The organism is Oribacterium sp. HCP28S3_H8, assembly GCF_052064775.1.
In the GTDB taxonomy this organism is placed as follows: Bacteria; Bacillota; Clostridia; order Lachnospirales; family Lachnospiraceae; genus Oribacterium.
In genome coordinates this window covers 113,780-131,902 of sequence record NZ_JBQHUZ010000004.1, presented here as the reverse complement: position 1 = coordinate 131,902, position 18,123 = coordinate 113,780, and the positions used below count along the sequence as shown (strand labels likewise).

14 protein-coding genes and 3 pseudogenes are annotated in these 18,123 nt (G+C 46.8%); 1 reads left to right on the top strand and 16 read right to left on the bottom strand.

Annotated elements, in window-relative coordinates; all coding sequences use genetic code 11:
- Window positions 1-16: 16 nt before the first annotated feature.
- The 15 genes and pseudogenes from ACTNEN_RS06320 to ACTNEN_RS06250 all read right to left on the bottom strand — a co-directional run bounded on the left by ACTNEN_RS06320 (window position 17) and on the right by ACTNEN_RS06250 (window position 16,258).
- On the bottom strand, window positions 17-613 hold the full coding sequence (locus ACTNEN_RS06320; protein WP_441205192.1) for a TIGR01440 family protein: 597 nt from the start codon (window positions 611-613) through the stop codon (window positions 17-19).
- Between the two features lie 133 nt (window positions 614-746).
- Window positions 747-1,727, bottom strand: coding sequence for a GTP-binding protein (locus tag ACTNEN_RS06315; protein WP_441205191.1), 981 nt, complete (start codon window positions 1,725-1,727; stop codon window positions 747-749).
- Window positions 1,728-1,884: 157 nt separating this feature from the next.
- On the bottom strand, window positions 1,885-2,745 hold the full coding sequence (locus ACTNEN_RS06310) for a TPM domain-containing protein (protein ID WP_441205190.1): 861 nt from the start codon (window positions 2,743-2,745) through the stop codon (window positions 1,885-1,887).
- Complete coding sequence (locus tag ACTNEN_RS06305) at window positions 2,732-4,351, bottom strand: hypothetical protein (RefSeq protein ID WP_441205189.1); 1,620 nt, start codon at window positions 4,349-4,351, stop codon at window positions 2,732-2,734. The genes ACTNEN_RS06310 and ACTNEN_RS06305 overlap by 14 nt, the downstream gene beginning before the upstream one ends.
- Window positions 4,352-4,523: 172 nt before the next feature.
- On the bottom strand, window positions 4,524-5,489 hold the full coding sequence (locus ACTNEN_RS06300; RefSeq protein ID WP_441205188.1) for a carbohydrate kinase family protein: 966 nt from the start codon (window positions 5,487-5,489) through the stop codon (window positions 4,524-4,526).
- A gap of 196 nt (window positions 5,490-5,685) precedes the next feature.
- The gene (locus ACTNEN_RS06295; protein WP_441205187.1) at window positions 5,686-6,345 is read right to left on the bottom strand and encodes a histidine phosphatase family protein; all 660 of its coding nucleotides are present in this window, start codon (window positions 6,343-6,345) and stop codon (window positions 5,686-5,688) included.
- Between the two features lie 45 nt (window positions 6,346-6,390).
- Window positions 6,391-8,931: an AAA family ATPase gene (locus ACTNEN_RS06290; protein ID WP_441205186.1), complete on the bottom strand. Its 2,541-nt coding sequence runs from the start codon at window positions 8,929-8,931 to the stop codon at window positions 6,391-6,393.
- A gap of 206 nt (window positions 8,932-9,137) precedes the next feature.
- Window positions 9,138-10,289, bottom strand: a complete 1,152-nt coding sequence (locus tag ACTNEN_RS06285; protein WP_441205185.1) for a DUF362 domain-containing protein — start codon at window positions 10,287-10,289, stop codon at window positions 9,138-9,140.
- 153 nt (window positions 10,290-10,442) lie between these two features.
- On the bottom strand, window positions 10,443-10,916 hold the full coding sequence (locus tag ACTNEN_RS06280; protein ID WP_441205184.1) for a low molecular weight protein-tyrosine-phosphatase: 474 nt from the start codon (window positions 10,914-10,916) through the stop codon (window positions 10,443-10,445).
- Window positions 10,917-11,069: 153 nt separating this feature from the next.
- Window positions 11,070-12,899 (bottom strand): hypothetical protein, encoded by a 1,830-nt coding sequence (locus ACTNEN_RS06275; RefSeq protein ID WP_441205183.1) that lies wholly within the window; start codon window positions 12,897-12,899, stop codon window positions 11,070-11,072.
- 73 nt (window positions 12,900-12,972) lie between these two features.
- On the bottom strand, window positions 12,973-13,557 hold the full coding sequence (locus tag ACTNEN_RS06270; protein ID WP_441205437.1) for an IS66 family transposase: 585 nt from the start codon (window positions 13,555-13,557) through the stop codon (window positions 12,973-12,975).
- Window positions 13,554-14,579, bottom strand: a pseudogene (tnpC, locus tag ACTNEN_RS06265) (IS66 family transposase). Before tnpC ends, ACTNEN_RS06270 begins: the two are co-directional and overlap by 4 nt.
- Window positions 14,580-14,788: 209 nt before the next feature.
- Window positions 14,789-14,977 (bottom strand): annotated as a pseudogene (gene tnpB, locus ACTNEN_RS06260) (IS66 family insertion sequence element accessory protein TnpB); the annotation flags it as partial.
- Window positions 14,978-15,312: 335 nt separating this feature from the next.
- Window positions 15,313-15,438 (bottom strand): IS66 family insertion sequence element accessory protein TnpA, encoded by a 126-nt coding sequence (gene tnpA / locus ACTNEN_RS06255; protein ID WP_441205182.1) that lies wholly within the window; start codon window positions 15,436-15,438, stop codon window positions 15,313-15,315.
- Between the two features lie 280 nt (window positions 15,439-15,718).
- On the bottom strand, window positions 15,719-16,258 hold the full coding sequence (locus ACTNEN_RS06250; protein WP_441205181.1) for a hypothetical protein: 540 nt from the start codon (window positions 16,256-16,258) through the stop codon (window positions 15,719-15,721).
- A 290-nt stretch (window positions 16,259-16,548) separates the two neighbouring features.
- Here ACTNEN_RS06250 and ACTNEN_RS06245 point away from each other — a divergent pair.
- A pseudogene (locus ACTNEN_RS06245) lies at window positions 16,549-17,742 on the top strand (IS110 family transposase).
- 128 nt (window positions 17,743-17,870) lie between these two features.
- On the opposite strand, the gene ACTNEN_RS06240 reads toward ACTNEN_RS06245, so the two are convergent.
- Window positions 17,871-18,122: a kinase to dihydroxyacetone kinase gene (locus ACTNEN_RS06240; RefSeq protein ID WP_441205180.1), complete on the bottom strand. Its 252-nt coding sequence runs from the start codon at window positions 18,120-18,122 to the stop codon at window positions 17,871-17,873.
- Between the last annotated feature and the right edge of the window lies 1 nt (window position 18,123).

Genomic DNA, 18,123 nt, shown 5'->3' with positions numbered 1-18,123 from the left:
GAGTCTTTAGAAGCCTTTACATCAGGCTCGGATCATAGATTGCCCTGGCACCACCAACATACTTAGGACGTCTGCGGGCACAGATCACAATCGCGTTGCCAATTTGCCTGGTTTGAATCCGGAGCGGCACAACCACCGGGTGGATATGCATGCCGATGAGTGTTGCACCGATGTCAATTCCGGCAGAAGCCTGCGCATTAAGGCTCTCGACCGCGACCGGATCTGCCATTTCCTGATAGGCGACTGTCGCAAACGCGCCACCCGCGTGATTTGGCTGAGGGATCGCATTCACCTGCTCCAGACGAAACTGCTCCATCGTTTCACGCTCCACGATCAGCGCCCGGTTGAGATGTTCGCAGCACTGTGCCGCAAGGCGAATGCCAGCTGGCGCGAGTACTTCCTGGATGCCCTGATAAATCGCTCTCGCAACGTCAACATTTGTATGCGTGCCGATTGCGTCACCCTGCACTTCGCTGGATGAACAGCCGACAACAAAAATTTCTCCCTTTTTAAGATGGCTTTTTTCCAGAACCTCGCGTACCGCCTCCGCGCTCTGCGACTTGATTTCCTCAAGATTTAAAGACTTTGCGGATGTATATGAATGATCAGGCATAAAACACACTCCTTCCTGCTTTAAGTTTGCTTACGGGTTACTTGTTTTCAGCTTGTATTATATCCCATTCTGGGCTTATCGTTATAGCCAGATATGATACAAATACTATCACCAGATAACAGCCGCTGCCGGCTTATGCCATGCCGTGCATCACGGTGTCGCCGGACTCGGTAAAGCCCTTGAAATACGTATCAATCACCGGCTTTACAAGCTTTTCTCCGATCACCACCAGGACACTTGTACCCTTGTCGATCGGCTGCATCGATAAATTCTCAGCTGTGGCATTGACCTCAACAAAGCCCCGGTCAGTGGTTTCCGTGAAGCCCTTGATCCGGTAGACCTTCCCCGCCGCCGGATTTCCGAGGATGCCGGTGATAGCGTCTCTCAGTGCCTGCTCCGGCATCTGGACATTCATATAAAAGAGGGAATCATAATGCTCTGTTTCCTTTAGCGAATGCTTAAGATACGAAGCCTTCACATATCCTGCGGAGGCAATCGCATCAAACTCTGCCCCGGTGAGCTCCTCCCAGTCCTTATGAATTACATCCTGATCCAGTGTAAAACGACGATTGCAATGAATCGTCTCCATCGCCTGATTCAGTCCGGAAACGGTTTTCTGCATTTCTGATTCAGAAACGCCACGGGTCTTACTCAGGATAATCTTGCCGGCGTCGGCACACTCCGATGCAAGTACATATCCGGATTCCGTGGAGCGATCCTTAACCGGATGAGCATCCACGATGCTGAGTACGGTATTCACTTCATACCAGCGGTCCAGCGGATCATCGGACAGCGTATCAAAAAATTCATCTACATCATAAATGCCGGAGGGTTCAACAATCACCCTCGTATATCCCAGCATCGCAATGGAAATCAGCTTGGTCCGGAAGCGTCGCTGGTGCGCGCTTTGCCCATCTCCACCGATGACCATTTCAAGACTTAAATTTTTCCCGAGCAGATCCTTGAGCAGCACCATATCGATATTGATGGCACCGTAATCATTTTCCAGGATGCAGATCCGCTCACCCCGTGCCAGCAGATACCGGGCATAGTGCCGGATAAATGTCGTTTTTCCGGAGCCTAAAAAACCTGTTACAAGATCTATTTTGATCATAGGATGCTTGAATTTATCCTCCTTTTTTTGTTTTGCACCGTTTTATGAGATCCCGTGGGGATAGCGAGGCGTTTGCACGGCTCAAAAATTCCATCAGTACTATCCTACGGATCGCCTGGCTCGTGAAAGGTAAAGGTGTCAGAGCCCGAAGCTCTGATCAGAAGCCATGTCCACCAGAATGTCCGCTGCGTCCGCCCCCGGAAAAGCCACCCCCTCCGGAGAATCCCCCACTGCCTCCGGAGAAGCCACCGCCGGGGAATCCTCCGCCGCGCGGTCCGGGCGTTGTATTTACACGCCGATGCTGCTGACGAGACAGAATCGTAAGTCCAACCAGTCCGACAGCAAGTCCTGCAAGACCACTCTGGAAGGTAAGCCGCGCCGAAGCTTCATGATTCACATATTTCGGAGCATCTGCACTGCGGGCAGACATTGCCCTTAGGTACGTAATGACTGCAGCAGCAATGACCGAAAGCAGCAGGCAAACCATCCAGCGCATCGGCTGGGCAATTCGTCCACCCTCCAGCAAGGTCTCCATCTGCGTAAATACCTTAATTGCGCAGCGGTCATAATCCCCGTCGGAAGCATAACGATAGACATTATCGACAATCGTGTTCAGCCTGGCGGAAGCAATGCCTTCATCCACTGCTCCCTCCACATAAAGCTGAAGCTGGCGGTTATTCATGGCAATCACAAAGATCGCGCCGCTCTGGGTTTCCGCACCAAGAAAGCGGGTATATGCCTCACGCGCGACCACATCCATATCGGAGCGTCCCTCATCCGTTGTAAAGATCACAGCATTACCATAGTGCGTAAATTCCTTAAGCGCCTCGAGATCCCCATCCACATCCGACAAAATCCCCGCATCATCCGTGACAATCGCACGATATCCGGTCTCGCTGTTGGTGTATGTTCCCGCATATGCGTAAAATCCGCAGGACAATGTAAAGCACAGCATAAGGCATGGAAAAATGCATAGCATCAGCAGCCGTTTAGATAAGCTTGGTTTAGTCCCTGGCATCGTTTTTTCCTCCCTTCCGCTCATGGAAATCCGGTATTGGTCGTGTCGCAAGCAGATTTACCCGCCGGATCATGTTTCTGCTTACCCCAAATGTCGCAAGAAGTGAGAGCAAAGCCAGAGCATAATACACATAGTCAAAATGAACATCCAGTAAAATTACCAAAAGTGCCAGTAAAATCAGCGCATACAGCATAGAAGCATCCCTGCCCATCTCCTTTTCTTTTGCGAATGACGCAGCCTTCAAGGCTTTCACTACGGCTCCAAATCCAAAGACCGCCGTAAGCAGCATCACAATCGGTCCCATCAGGGAAAATTCAAGGAAGCTGAGTGCCAGCGCAATACAGACAATGATCACCACCACAGAGCTGCTATTCAGCTTGTCCGTACCCATACCATGAGGGACCGCGGAGACATCCTTTGGCGCTGAGCTCCAGGTACCCTTAAACCCGAGATCATTCACATGATTTTTCCGGATGGCAAGCTCTAAAGCTTCATTTTCTACCGTTTTTAAAAGCACCATGAGTCCGATTGCAACGAGGATCAGCATGGTAGATGGCATAATGGAAATAAAGCTCGTCACCCCAATAAGGATCAGAAATATCAGAACTGCTGTGATCAGCAGTGCACGACGGAACTTTCCGGAATCAATCGGAAACTCTGCAGCCATCGTGCCGGTCTGCCCGTTCATCACCGCATAGGCAAGCCGGTTTCCCTTTTTCCAGGTCAGGAACCATACCGGCAGCAGCATCTGCTCGATCGTCCGGGCTTCCGTGCCAAATGCTTCCGTCGCATTGCCGGCATTCGCTTTAAGAGAAAATGAGGTTACGCTGCCATAGCCCTGACTTTGACTGTTCATCAGCTGCTGCCGGGCATTCTGCATTACATTTTCACTTACAGCTTCCATTGCCTGCTGTTGATAAGTGAATTTGTCCACATCCGCAGTGTCCGCATAGAAGCCTGCCATATATTTCGGATCATACACAGTGAGATCCTTAAGATTAAAATCGCTGATTTTTGCATCAATTGCATCATCGAAGCTGGACGAAGCATCATAAACGATTGCCGAGCTTGCACCGGACACTTCAATATTTGCCTCTGCTACAGACGTCTCATACAGACTCGGAGAGAGATTCTGCTCAAAATGAATTGTCACAGCCGGATTCCTGGTCATGTGAATACGATAATCCCAGTAAGGGATATAGAAGCCATTGAAACGCTCAAGATAGTTTGGATTCTTCAGCTCATCCGGCAAAAACGGGATTCGAGTGGACTTCTTTTGATACAGAGACTTGCAGTCCTCCTTTGAAAGCTTGAAGGGAATCATGGTTTTGGGGAAATCCCTGACGCTCTTGTCAGATTTAATGAGAGACTCACTGCCACAGTACTGGCAGTAGGTAACGATGGCATGTTCTCCTGCAACGAGCTCTGCACCACAGGACTGACAGAGGTATACCGGCAGATCCCAGGCATCCGCATTTTCCTTTTCCGCCCGGATATCCTCATATTCTGAAAGATCAAACTGGCTTCCGCAGTATGCACACACCAGTTTTCCGAGCTTTACGTTGTAGCTTACATCCCCGCCACAGTTTTTGCATTTGTAAGCCATGCGCACCTCCATTTCGTAAAACGTATTTTATCATCTGACCTTATTATAAAATAAGCTGGACAGAACGTCGACTTAAGAAAAAAGAAAACCGGAGGATCTCACAGGAGATCAGCCGGTCGGTAATAAAACGCTCAGTAACAGGCGCCCTTCAATATTCCATACATTGTAAATTTCAGGATGCAGTGCCCTGACTATCTTCATTCATGGATTCTGCGCATACAAGCTCCAGATCAAACTCACTTGGGAGGAAACGCGGACAGACATTTTCCTTAGTGGAAATGACGGAGGATGCCAGACGTGTGCCAATATAGCATGCGTCCTCCAGGCTCTTGCCGTAGGTAAGCCCTATAGTAACTCCGGCAAAAAACGCATCTCCCGCTCCTGTGGTATCCACGACCGCAACATTCACAGGCGGGCAGTAGCCGGAATGCCCGTCACTATCTGCCCAGACGGCACCGCTTGCGCCCAGCGTTACCACCATTTTGGCATACTGCGCCTTCGTAACATTGCGGGCAATGATCTGCTGAAGCTTCTCCGGGCTTTCGCAGCTGTAATCCTCGGAAAACAACAGCCCCGCCTCCTCATTATTGCAGACGATGCAGCCGGTCCGCTTCAGTAAGTCCCGTCGTTCCATGGCAATCGACATGTTGGAGACAACCGCATAGACCTTTTTTTGAAACTTATCTGCCAGCTTAAAGATCTTTTTGAGCAGATACGGCTCCATATCGATTTCCACCACGATGCTGTCTGCCTGACGGAAGATCTCATCTCCCCGCGTATCCAGCAGCTCCCCAAGCGCATCAAGATTGGGACGCTGGGAAATCGAAGCTACAACATCTCCATCGTTGTCAAAAACAGCAAGCCATGTTCCAAGTCCGCCTGCCTGGCGGATGATGTAGTCGGTGTTGACATGATGCCGCTTCAGCTTATTGATGACATCCGTTCCGGTGCCACTCTCATCTACGATGCTAAGAAAGGTCGGCCTGAGCTCAACATTGGCAATATCCTCTGCGACATTTCGGCTGACCCCGCCATGCACCTGTACGACATAGCCTGCGTTCCTGCCATCCGGTACATACTGCGCCAGAGGATATCCCTTAATATCAACAAAAACCGAACCGATGACAACAATTCCCATCTGCACTCTCTCCTAAAACCGATTCCATCGGCGAATATTTAAAGCGTATTTCCGCATGCTCCAAAAAAACAACTTATACCATACTTTAGAACATATGGCAAGGCAGCCTTTAACACCCGGTATTTTAAAACGTCTTTAGAGGATTCCGTCATCCGGATGCTCTGAAGGGTAATTATGAGATCTGACAGTCACACGCTCAGGAGTTTTTGTGATACTCTATAAAATGCGGGTCAAAGGGGTCCTGATGCCGGAGAACCATCGGGCACTCCCGGATCACACCATCCTCCACCGCATAGTGAAACATGTCGCAGTTTCCCACCTTAACCGTCCAGAAATCGCGTAACGGCAGCCCGCTCAATACGCGCAGGATGGAGCGAAGGGTACAGCCATGCGTCGCGATCAGGACATTTCCCCCGGCATCATCCCCGCCGGGAGCGGCAGCACGCTTCAAATCCCTGATAAAGTCACTTGCGCGTTGGTATACATCCTCAAAGGATTCGCCACCCTTCGGCGGGATATAGTGCTCCGGATCATCGTTAAGACGCAGGATTTCCGGACCGCCCTCCACATAGGAAATGCCTTCCCAGACACCGAATCCCATTTCGATCAGACGCGAATCCAGCGAGAAGTCCCGTCGTGCTCTGCCGGTAACGATCTCTCCGGTCTCTGCAGCTCTGTCCAACGTGCTGCTATAGATATGCTGGAAGCTGAGCCGCTGCTTTTTAAGCTCATCTCTTGCTTCCCGTGCCTGCCGGCGTCCGTTGTCATTGAGCGGGATATCAATATGTCCCTGCATCAGGGTTTTCCGGTTATAATCCGTCTCTCCATGCCGGAGAAAGTACCAGTCTGTTCTCAAAATTTATCCTCCTTGAGATATCCTTTTACAAAGACCATTATGAACTTACAGATGGAATCCCATCGGATACCTCTTTGGTTCCTTTTCATTGAGCACCTCTGTGCTTTCATCGGCAGCCAGACGGAAATCTGCGCTGGTGATTTCCCGCTTCCGGGATATAGATGTGCCAAGCTCCTCCCGCAAAAGCGTCTTGGAGGTAGTGCGCTCAAACAGGTTCCTGACATACCGCGCATTGGAGAAGGTTCCGCTTCTCAGAACCTGATCCGGAAGCTTACGGAAATAGTTCATAACCTCATCGCTTAAGCCCTTTTCCACGCGGAAGCGGTCTCTTTTTGCCATATGCAGATAGATTTCCCCAAGCTCCTCCCGGCTGAAGTCCTCAAAGCGGATCTCATATGGCATGTCAGAGCTAAGCTCCGGATACTCCTTTTCCAGCCGTGCCATATCGGCTTCCGTCCCGGAAATAACCGTCAGCATATGCGTCTCCGGATTTTTCATTTCAGAAATCAAGGCATCCATCGCTTCACGACGATACCGGATTTTACGCTTTTTGGCAAGCGCAAGCTGTTCCGGCGTTGGAGAACTCTCTCCCTTGTCGGACATACCCTGCTGCAGCTCCTCCGCATCCTCTCCCGTTTCCGGTTCCTCACGGAAAATCTCATCTATAAAGAGTACCGACCCCTCGGCATCCCTGCAGATCGCGAGTGTTTTCGGCACCGTTTCACCTTCAATACATCCGGCAAGATCCGTAATGTCATGCTCAAGGAAACCACCATTTTTGAGCACACCCCGCTCCTTAAGAATGGCACCGAGGATACGGGCAATCTCCGTCCGTCCTGTGCCCGGATTTCCTATAAAGCGAATGTTCAGGTGTCCGAAATCCACGTTTTCCGTGCCGCTTTTTGTAATTTCCTTAAGAATTTTGTCCATCTGCTTCCGTACGGAATCGATGCCAACCAGCTCCGCAAGCTTCTCCTCCGGCGTAAGCTCCTTCAGGCTCTTGGGAGATACCAGTGAAGGCAGATCCTTTGCGGTAATCAGACGATCCTCGTAAGAGAGCTTTACCGGTGCAGACACTGTGCCGTGTTTTGTATTGGCAGGCTGTGCCTTTACGGAAGCAGTCATCTTATGCGTAGCATCATTACAATCTGCATCGGAGCTGCAATCTTTCACTTCAGAACTTTCTGCATCTTGCGGCTCACGGGCATCGGAAGGCGCGGAGCATTCGCCGCATTGCATTGCTTTACTCTCGGCGAGACTCCTAAGTTTTGCAACTACCATCTCGCGAACGATTTTATTGATCGTGCTGACTCCGTAAAAATGTCCGTCGGACTTTTCCTCGTTGACTCTTTTACGGAAAAGCTCCATTGCATCTGCATCTGCCCGGAAGCCGTAGTCCTTAAGCTGGTCCTCGACTGAACGAATCAAGAGTTCCTCCGGTAGCGGTGGAAGCACAATGGTATCCAGGGTAAAGATGTCACCAAGTACAGAAGCAACGTGATTTATGACCTTTTTTTCCAAGTACGGCATCTTAAAGATAAACCTGCATTCGCTGTCCTGCGCATAGAGGTAAAGAAGGAAGTCCCGGAATGCGGGATCATCAATATCATCCACCCAGTCGGTGATGTCGATGCAAAACAAACTTGCCTCGCTCTGCGCCATGTAGGCTTTGGCATCGTTTAAGCTGAGATACTCCCCGGTATCCGGAGAAATCCTGAGTTCGCAGCCACCGCCATTTCCAGGGATCAGCTGATCCTCTACGAGATAGTCAAAAAAGTCGGAGATCGGCGCCGTCATGCCGACACCGATATTTACGGAAAACAGGTAGACCCGGTCATCCAGGACATCCAACAGGCGTGCGCTGCTGCGGAGATACGGCAGCATGGCATGGATGGAGTTACAAAGCTGCACCAGGCTGTCATATCCCCGGAGCTTCCGGATCTTTTTAAGGGCAGGACCACCCTCCGGGATATACCCTCCAGGGAGACGCGGTGCGGAAGCAATGGCAGATGTAGCTGCCTTGGCAGCGGTTGGCGCCGCATCTGCACCAGCAGTTCCGGACTCTGTTTCTGCACCATTGGCTGTAGATTCCGGCTCTGTGTATGTTGCAGCAGACTCCGCACGCGTATTGGTGGTTGTGAATTGTGTATCGGTATCTGCGGTAGTATACTCTGCATTTGCATGAGAGTTTCCAGAGCCCGGTGTGTCTTCCATCTCGGCAGGATCCTTTATGGCCATTTGGCTGTCGGCATCAGCATTGAAATTATCTGGGTACTCATCTGTATCCTCTGCATATTCTGAGGGATCCAGTTCTGCGTACTTTACCGTCATCACTACATCCATGTACTCTGCATCCAGCTGGAACTGGTTCCGGAGAATGCTTCTGAGCGTGTTTTCCAGATCCCTGGAGTGGATATTTTTTTCATCATAAAACAGCTCCAGCTTGGTAATCCCAAGATATTGCAGTGTCAGCGCCGGGAAACGATGTGTCAGCGCCTCGGCAAAAACACGTGCGGCGATTCGTGGATCTTTTCCGCTGATTGCATTCACCCACTGTTCATCAAGATATATGGTAATCGCGTTCATGCATAAGCTCCTCTTTTGTAAAATTCGGATGAAACTTCTCTGCGCTTCAGATTTTCTCAGGCGCTAAAGATACTTTTGCGCTTGTATTCAGGTGCCGCAATATCCAGACAGCTTGAGTGAAAATACATTCAATATTCCGCTTATCCAGATGTTTATACTCTGCAAAGTCATACCATTTTACGGGACTTCCATAGGATATACGTGAGTTACTTCAGTCTTACAAGTTCATATGTTCTGGAACCAAGTCCGATCTTCTCCGCATGCTCCAGCGTTTCTTTCCAACGGACGTTGGGATTGCTGTCCATGAAATGATCATGATGTTGATGAAACGCAGGATCCGCAAGATGCTCACCCAGCTGACTGTTGCGGATTGGTGCTGCCTTCTGGCACAAATCCACGCAGGCCTGATCCAGTGCAACAGGGTCAAACGATGCCAGCATACCAAGATCCGGTAGTATCGGCGCATCATTCTCCGGATGGCAGTCGCAGTTTGGTGAAACATCTGTAATCAGGCTGATATGAAAGCACGGTCTTCCGTCGACAACAGCCTGCGAGTATTCCGCGATTTTGCAGCCGAGGATTTCATTCGCATCACTGTTATCGTTGCTGATCGCATCAAAGGAGCAAGCGCCGATGCAGCGACCGCAGCCTTTGCAGAGCTCCTGATTGATAAAGGCTTTTCCATTATCATAGGAAATGGCATCGGAACCACACTCCTTGGCACAACGGTGGCATGCACGACAAAGCTCCTGATCTACGTGCGGCTTCCCCTGATTATGCTGTATCATCTTGCCGCCACGTGAGCCGCAGCCCATGCCGAGATTTTTAAGCGCACCGCCGAAACCGGTCGCTTCATGCCCTTTGAAATGCGTCAGTGAAATCACAATATCCGCATCCATGATGGCGCGTCCGATAAAAGCAGTTTTGCAGTATTCGCCATTACGGACCGGTACCTCAACGTCATCCGTACCACGCAGACCGTCAGCAATCAGAATCTGGCAGCCGGTTGTCTGCGGATTGAAGCCGTTGATCTCCGCACATTCCAGATGCTCAAGCGCGTTTTTACGGCTTCCGGGATACAGGGTATTGCAGTCCGTGAGAAACGGAAGACCACCGAGCTCCTTCACGACATCTGCGACGGCCTTGGCATAGTTCGGACGCAGATACGCAAGATTTCCAAGCTCGCCGAAATGCATTTTGATCGCGACAAATTTGCCGTCCATGTCAATGTTACCGATCCCGGCAGCGCGGATCAGCCTCTGAAGTTTCTGCGTAAGACTCACACCGAGTCTCGTGCGGAAGTCAGTAAAATAAACCTTTGAGGGGTTCTTTGTATGGTCTGTGTTTATATTCTCCATATTTACATTCTCCATTATTATATTTTCTGTGTTTGCATGTTCCATCATTACATGCTCAATATTGTGACTTTTTATACTTCCTTTATTGTATTATGCACCACAACAAGGATGATGTCCATGGATTACAAGCAATTGCCTGACGTACGACCGGATTCAGTCGCTAACCGGTTTTCCATGTGTAAGACGATGCAGCAGTCCGGCGCACCCTTCTGTGATTTCTGAAACACAGAGGTCAAATTTTCTACTGTACCAGGGGTCCTCGATTTGCTTATCCGGCTGATCCGCATACTCCATCAGAAAATGAATCTTATGCTCCGGGTCTTCTCCGAGGATGCGTCTCATATAATATGCATTCTCCTCGTCCATTCCAATGAAAAGATCATACTTCGGGTAATCCGATTTCTGAAGTTGTCTCGCCAGATGCCTTCCAACGGGAATGCCTCTTTGCCTGAGAGCACGTTGCATCGGTGGGTAGATAGGATTCCCGATTTCCTCCGTCGAAGTCGCCGCAGAGTCCACCAGAAACTGATCTGCGGTCTGACTTCTGCTAATCATATCCTGAAAAATATACTGTGCCGCCACCGAACGACAGATGTTGCCGTGGCAACAGAAAAGTATTTTAATCAAAGAATTACCTCCTTATAAAGTGCGTAGAATTGCGAGGTTTCGCCATTTTTTGCCACCCTACTCAGGCTTCTAAAATCTATAGAATCCTGGTAAAATCACCGTAAATAGGCAAATGTAGGCAAGATGTGAACTTGAAAAGTAGTCAAAAAGTAGTCAGTCTGGATTATCACTGGGGTGTGTATTAAGGGGTGCAAGATTTAACGATTGCATATCACTCTTAAATCGGAGCTTCTTGTCCTTACAATTTCCTCTTCGCTTGCACCAACTGTACACAGCCGAAGAACTCACTCCAAGTTTATCTGCAGCCATTTTCAGGCTTTCAAATTCTTCTATAACATTGTTCTCTGAGTCAACTATTATTACTGCCGTTTTACGTTCATGTCCTTGAATGGTTCTGATCTGCTCTTTATTTCGTTCTTCTGCATAGTTAGTATCATACGCAGGATAACCTAATTTTTCACCTTCTTTTAAGTAATTTAGAACTGTACTTGGATAATAACCAAAATGTTTTGCAATTTCATAAGCTAAAATAGGCCTGTTATTCTTATAGAATTCACATACTTGCTTGAGCTTAGCTTCTTTTTCCCTTCGTTGATATTCAGTTCTTCTTTTGTTCAAGGAATCATAGTCATACTTACACCATTGAAATTTCTCCCCTATATGGATATAACGTAGAACGGTACCAGACGATAGATGAAAATGCTTTCCGACACTTTTCGTTGAAATTGGTTTGTGAGATTCATAATATTTGCATACTTCTCTTGTTAAATTAGAAACAGCAAATTTATCAGCTTTTACCCATTCAATATCTCTTAAATCAAAAATACCATCTAATCCTTTACTAATACTTTGTTTCATATAAATGCAATTTGACTCTAATGCTCTAATTCGTATAACCTGAAAATTATGTTCATTGGCTAATCTATCTTTTTCGGAATCAATTTTCAAAGTCGTTTCCGGCGAGACCGATGAATCTATAACTTTATTGCCATGACCAAGACCTCCATCAATTTCGATAAAGAATTTTTTATCGGGCATAAGCACCATAAAGTCAAATCTTCTTTTCCCAAGCCAAGGTGCAGAAAATTCTGTCTTAAAGGACTGAATTTGATCCTTTATAACGAGTTGTTCAAGAACATTATGCATAAACTTAGCTGGATAACTGAAGCCATCACCACAGGTGCATCCAATACTATGGGTGCGCTTCAAAGTATCTGGCTTCATTTTTTTGATTTTGCCACAATAAGGACACTTTACTAGCACTCTAATCGTTGATCCACTCGATATACTTTTAGTCAGTGAAGTATCTACAAAATAAGGCACCATCCAAGAGTCAGTAGTTGCTAAGTCATTTATTCCCACAATAATTTCCTTATTAGAGCATATTTTACAAACGCCTTTATCTGTCAAATTATATTCATCAGCAGTCCCCTCTTGGCCACATCGATTGCACTTATAACGGTATGCCTTTCTTCCAGTTTTAGGATTTCTGATTTGATCTATAAAAGTAATATTAGTTGCTCCATGCATAAAATGATAACCAACGGGGTACTTAAAATCTGAACTATATATACCCAAAAACTCTTTTAAATTACATTTTTTTAAGGAACCTTTTGAAATCGTTTTTGTCTGATTATTAAAGCTAACAGTCACTATACTCTTATTGATTCCTTCAATAACGAGTATTCCATCGTTAGACTCATAATGAAATGGTACCTTGCTTCGTAATTCTGCAGCTTTATTCCAAAGTAGTTCATCAGATGTAATAGCTTTTGGCACGTTTCCAAAATTTATCCAATTATTACCAAATTTCATCAGCCGCCCATGAGATCTATCATTAAGAAGCTTAACCTGCTCTTCAGTATAATATGTATGACCATTTTGATCAGTATAAGGTTGAAGTTCATTATTTTTTTCTAATTTCTTTAGCGCATGTCGATCAAAGCCGAACTTGTTTTCAAGATCCTTTTTAGTATACTTCATGAATTTCCATTAAAAAATAGTGTTACTATAACTGTAACGTAAGCGCTCAATGTTAATTGAGCTCACTAACCAACTACCGAAAAATTTTTGGATTTCCATCCTTGTCTTCGATAGTGGCTTTTTCATTTATCGCGCAGAGTTTCTTCATCTTATCTGACCATAACATCAGTTCTTCAATGCCCTCGGGCTCATTAACATAGTCCGGCATGTAAAGAAGTACCACTTGTAGATATTTGAAAATACTCAGCTGATTCAGTTTGGCTGTCTGAGCCAGACTGTAGATAATGGCGCTTGCTTCTGCGCCAGCAGGTGTGTCATGAAAATAGAAATTTTTCCGGCCTACAGCGTACGGTCTGGCGCCACAGCTTTCTGTAAAGTTATTTGAAATCGGGATACTGCCGTCCAGGAAATAGTTCTCCATATACGGTTTCGGATTTTGGGCATACGTCACCGCTTTCCCCAACAGGCTGGTTTTGCTTGCTGAGATCATATCCACCGTATCCCAGATCTGATTCCAGATCTCATGTTCCTCGGATGATTCTCTTTTTGCTTTGCGCTCATCCGCACTCAGATCTATGAACTCACGCTCAATCCCAAATAACTTTGAGCAAAGATTTACGATCTTTGCTGCAGGTGACTTGGATTTACCAAGCTTCAGATCCTCTGCTGTATGGCGTCATAGAACTTTCTCCGGAAATGCGCCAGACAGCCGCATCGGAGAACGCCTTTCGGCAGATGATTGTATCCCTGATACCCGTCTGCCAGGAAGTACCTGCCATGATACGACTCATAAAAGTTTTGCGGAATTGCTCCGGCTCTGGATGAGTTATATTTGTAAAGCATGATCGGCGGCAATCCGTCGAGATTTGAGGTACAATGAATCCACATATAGGATTTCTGCTGAGCCGTACGATCATTCTACTTGAGTACTTGACAGGGAGTTTCATCCGCACAGGTGACATTCCTTTCAAGAAGGTCTTTCACCATTGTCTCGTATATCGGCTTCATGTAATTCAATCCGCAGTAGATATACCAGTTTGCAAATGTGGCGCGTTTAACCGGTGCTCCCATCTGTTTCCATTCTTTTTCCTGTCGGTACAAAGGCATCGCATTGATGTACTTCTGATACATCACATATGCTACGGTCGTCGGGGATGCAGGACTGTGCTTTATAAGCGGGGAAGGAACTGCCGCGAGAGCAAAGTAAGCCTCACCGGTTTCCTCAAAGCATCTTTTACAGCGAACGCTTTCCTGATAGATTTTGACACGCCGTATTTGTGGCGGGATGATCTCAAGTTCAGTACGGACATACTCCCAGCCGACCCGTTCCATCGTGCTGTCGCATCTTGGGCAGATCTTATCTTCCTTATCTGCTTCGCACAGCATGTCTCTTGAAGGAAGAGAATCGTAAAGCTCATCATATGATGCTTTATGCTTTTTTTCTCCAGCCGCGTTTCGCGTATAAGCTTTGACGATTTGCTCAACTGTCGGTTCTTTCACGGTCGGATCTGCTGCAAACTCGGCTTCATTAAAAAGGTCCTTCAGTGTCAGCTGCTCTGGGTTTTCATACCCCACATGCTTCTTTTCAGATCTCGAAGCAAAGATCATCCGCTTGAACTCTGCAATGATCTCTTTGGATTCTGCTAGTTCCTGACGCAGATCTGCCAGCTGATGTTCCATTGCATTGTGCTCATTTATAAGATATTCAATTGTTTCATCTTTGCTGTGTCCGCTGAAATCTGCACGAGTCATTGGGAAGTACATCCTTTCAAAATTGGTTTGATTATACCACTGAAAGCATGTATTTCTCAGTCTTGTCAGCCTATACGGGAAGACGATGAAGGACAACTTTATGCAATTTTTGAAAGTTTGTGCAACATTACCTATGTTTAGAAATCATGTTTTTCTGTAGTTGGATGGATAGCTTTGGGCTGATCAATAGACAATCCTTCCAGCAGCCAGCGGAACTGCTGGCGGGTGAGTGTCCTGATTTCTGATGCGTTGCGCGGCCACTGAAAGTGAAAGGTATCGTCCTGACTTTTTTCCAGTCTTTTATAAAGAAGGCAGAAACCATCCTTTTCGTAGTGGAGTGAAGCCTGTCACGAGATAGATCTTATTTGCACTGGATATATCACCTAACATGAGCTTTTCAGTACTTTAAGGAGCGGGCCGACGACCATCGGATCGGCGTCATTCGTTAATTCAAGTGTACTACCTCCCATTGTAATCCGGATGGTTGCTTCAAATGCTTTAACCGTCATGGGATTGACAGCATCTGAGACTTGATGCATTTGATCCGCTGATGGTGACGACAGATCAGCGACATTTACAGGAACCACTTCCTGCTTTTCAAAACAGGCGTTGCTTTATCTGGAAATTCACAGGCAAGCGCTCTTAATCGCTTGAGCGCGCTTTAAAATGTACTGGACGGTATTCCATGCGTTCTGCAGTATTCCTGATCACTGAGCCCACTTTTTCGTGCTTCCAGGATAGTCTCTCGCCATTGATCTGAGTCTTTCTTCGGTCTGTATTTCGACATAAAAGGCCATTCCTCCTTCGTAGTTTAAGTAGAGTAAATAGTCCACTTATGCGAAATGGCAGTGTAGTGAAATGATCCACTCTTGTGAATACCAAAAAAGATGTGCGACTATCGTACTCATGTTTCTAATAGTATGGCACATCCTCGGACGCAATCATAGACGCCCTCATACTGAGCGCTTACTAAATATCCGTTTGTCTCCCCCCCCACCTGTAATCACTCAACACGCATATAGAGACTCACCAGGCCGTCTTCTTTCGTGACTTTAAACACTGCCTGATCACCATATTCCAGAGTACAGATATAAACCGCCCAGCACAATCAGCAGTACCAGTACAATGCTGTGAACGCGGTTCACCATCTTCCAGGCATTTTCTTCTTCAACACGTAACTCGCCGTTCTCTGAATCTTTGTCTTCGATATACGTCCACTTGTTTGATAGAACATACCAGCCGAAGCAGATGGCGTATGTAGACGCAAGCGTTAAAAGAGTGATCAAAACCGCACGAAGAGCATCCGTCCACGGGCAAAACATTGCGAGAAGCCCGGCAAGTAAAAGCAGCGCAATTGGTACATCCGAGGCCACATAGGCGAATCTTCCAAACAGCTTACGATACAGCAGCTTTGTCCGCCGCTGTTTTCGCTCTTCCTCTTCGTAGGCTGCCGGTGAAAAGGCGACATATAATCCTCTTACGGATATGTACCCAACGACGATGATCATCGGCAGATCCGACAGATCTCTGAAATAAATCAGCTTCATAGCGACAAAAGCGCATCCCAGTAAGGATACCAATGCTGTCTTCGGACTGATCAGTTTCATAACCGCCACCTCCATAACAAAAAATATAAGTATTATAAACTGGGATTCTTAATATATGAGTAGAGGCTTTCATAGTCTCTGCTCTTTCTTTATGATGAAGGTGATTGGCCTGACGTAATCTGGAATTGGGACACCACGCCCGGAGTTAAATGTGTCAGCCCGCCTTCATCGTTCTACATTCGATTCAGCAAGTTGGGAAAGAATGCTTCTCCCGTTTAACGAAAGAATATGAGTGAACCTTGAAGAGCTAGATCCAATCATAAACCACTTACGAAAGGAGCGTCTTTCTCATGATTGCTGTTGGTATTGATGTATCAAAATCCAAGAGTACAGTCGCCATTCTCAATGGGGATGGCACCATCCGTGCTAAGCCTTTTGATGTTCATCATGTCGCTGGTGAACTGCATGCATTGGTCGATTACATCAAAAGGACGTCCGAACCTCCAACCATCCTTATGGAGCCTACCAGCCACTATCATTATCCACTTCTGAAAGCCTTTCAGGAAGCGGAACTCCCAGTCTGTCTGATCAATCCATACCAGATGAAGAAGTATGGCGATACCGAACTCCGAAAGGCGAAAACAGACAAACGTGATTCTCTGCGAATCGCTCAGTACGCACTTGAGAAGTCGTACTCGCTGATTCCTTACACTCCTCAGGACCAGAAGTATGAAGATCTTCGCTTTCTGTCCAGGCAATACAGTCAGAGGATATCAACCCTAACTGTTGCCAAAGTTCAGCTGCTCAGCCTTCTGGATGAAACAATGCCTGGCATTACGACCATTCTTCCTCTTAAAAGCAGGGATCCCGACAACTGTGTGCTTCTGCGTTTCATTAAGCGTTTCAAGTCTTTCGATGTAATCCGTAAGATGGGCAAGACACGTTTCCTGGACAGCTATCAAGTCCTAGTCAAAAAGACCAAGGATCGTTTTGCCGGTTCTAAGGGACTGGCTATCTATGAGCTGGTCCTTAACAGTGTTACCACCCGTGGAGAAAAACCCTTATCCGCAATGACTCAGGATCAATGTGTTGATCTCGTATCCACATCTCAGAAAGCTGCCGATGAGATCAATCTTTAAATGCGGATCATAGCAGAGACCATGCCGGAGTACAAAGTGCTTCGTTCTATGGCCGGCGTGGGGGACCGACTGGGACCGATCATTCTTGGAGAAATCGGTGACATTCGCCGTTTTCACAGTGGCAAAGCACTCAATGCTTATGCAGGCAATGATGCTCCGCCATATCAGTCCGGACAATTCGAGAGCCGGAATCGTCACATCTCCAAACGTGGCAACCCGGCTCTCAGAAAAGCTTGTTTTAAGGTAATGCAGGCTCTCAAACTGACAAAACCTCAGGACGATCCTGTTTACCTTTTTCTGCTCAAAAAGGAACAGGAAGGGAAACCATACAACGTAGCCAAAATGGCTGCCGTCAATAAGTTTCTGCGGATCTACTACGCTCGTGCAATGGAGTTGTACAAGTAAATCTGTCCGCTTTCATTATAGCTGTTAACTGCCGGCCTGCAACAGCAGGTCTTATTAAGGTTACTCTCTTTTTTGTTCTCAAGGTTCTCGAAATCATCAAAAATCTGCTTGACAAACATTAGCAAGATTTAGCCTTTTAAACCTTTCGCTTGCCTGTCCATATCTTCAATAACAATGTCGTAAATTTCTCCTAGCTGTGAACAGTATTCTAATACTTTCCATGGTTCATTTGTATGAAAATGAATTTTTATAAGTTCTTCATCTCCAACTGCTAACAAACAATCTCCGTTAAAATTGTTAGTGAAATATTCTCTAATTTTATCTTCCTCAAGGTTTTCGCCTTCTATTAAAAGTTGAGTATCATATTTAAATTCTAACATC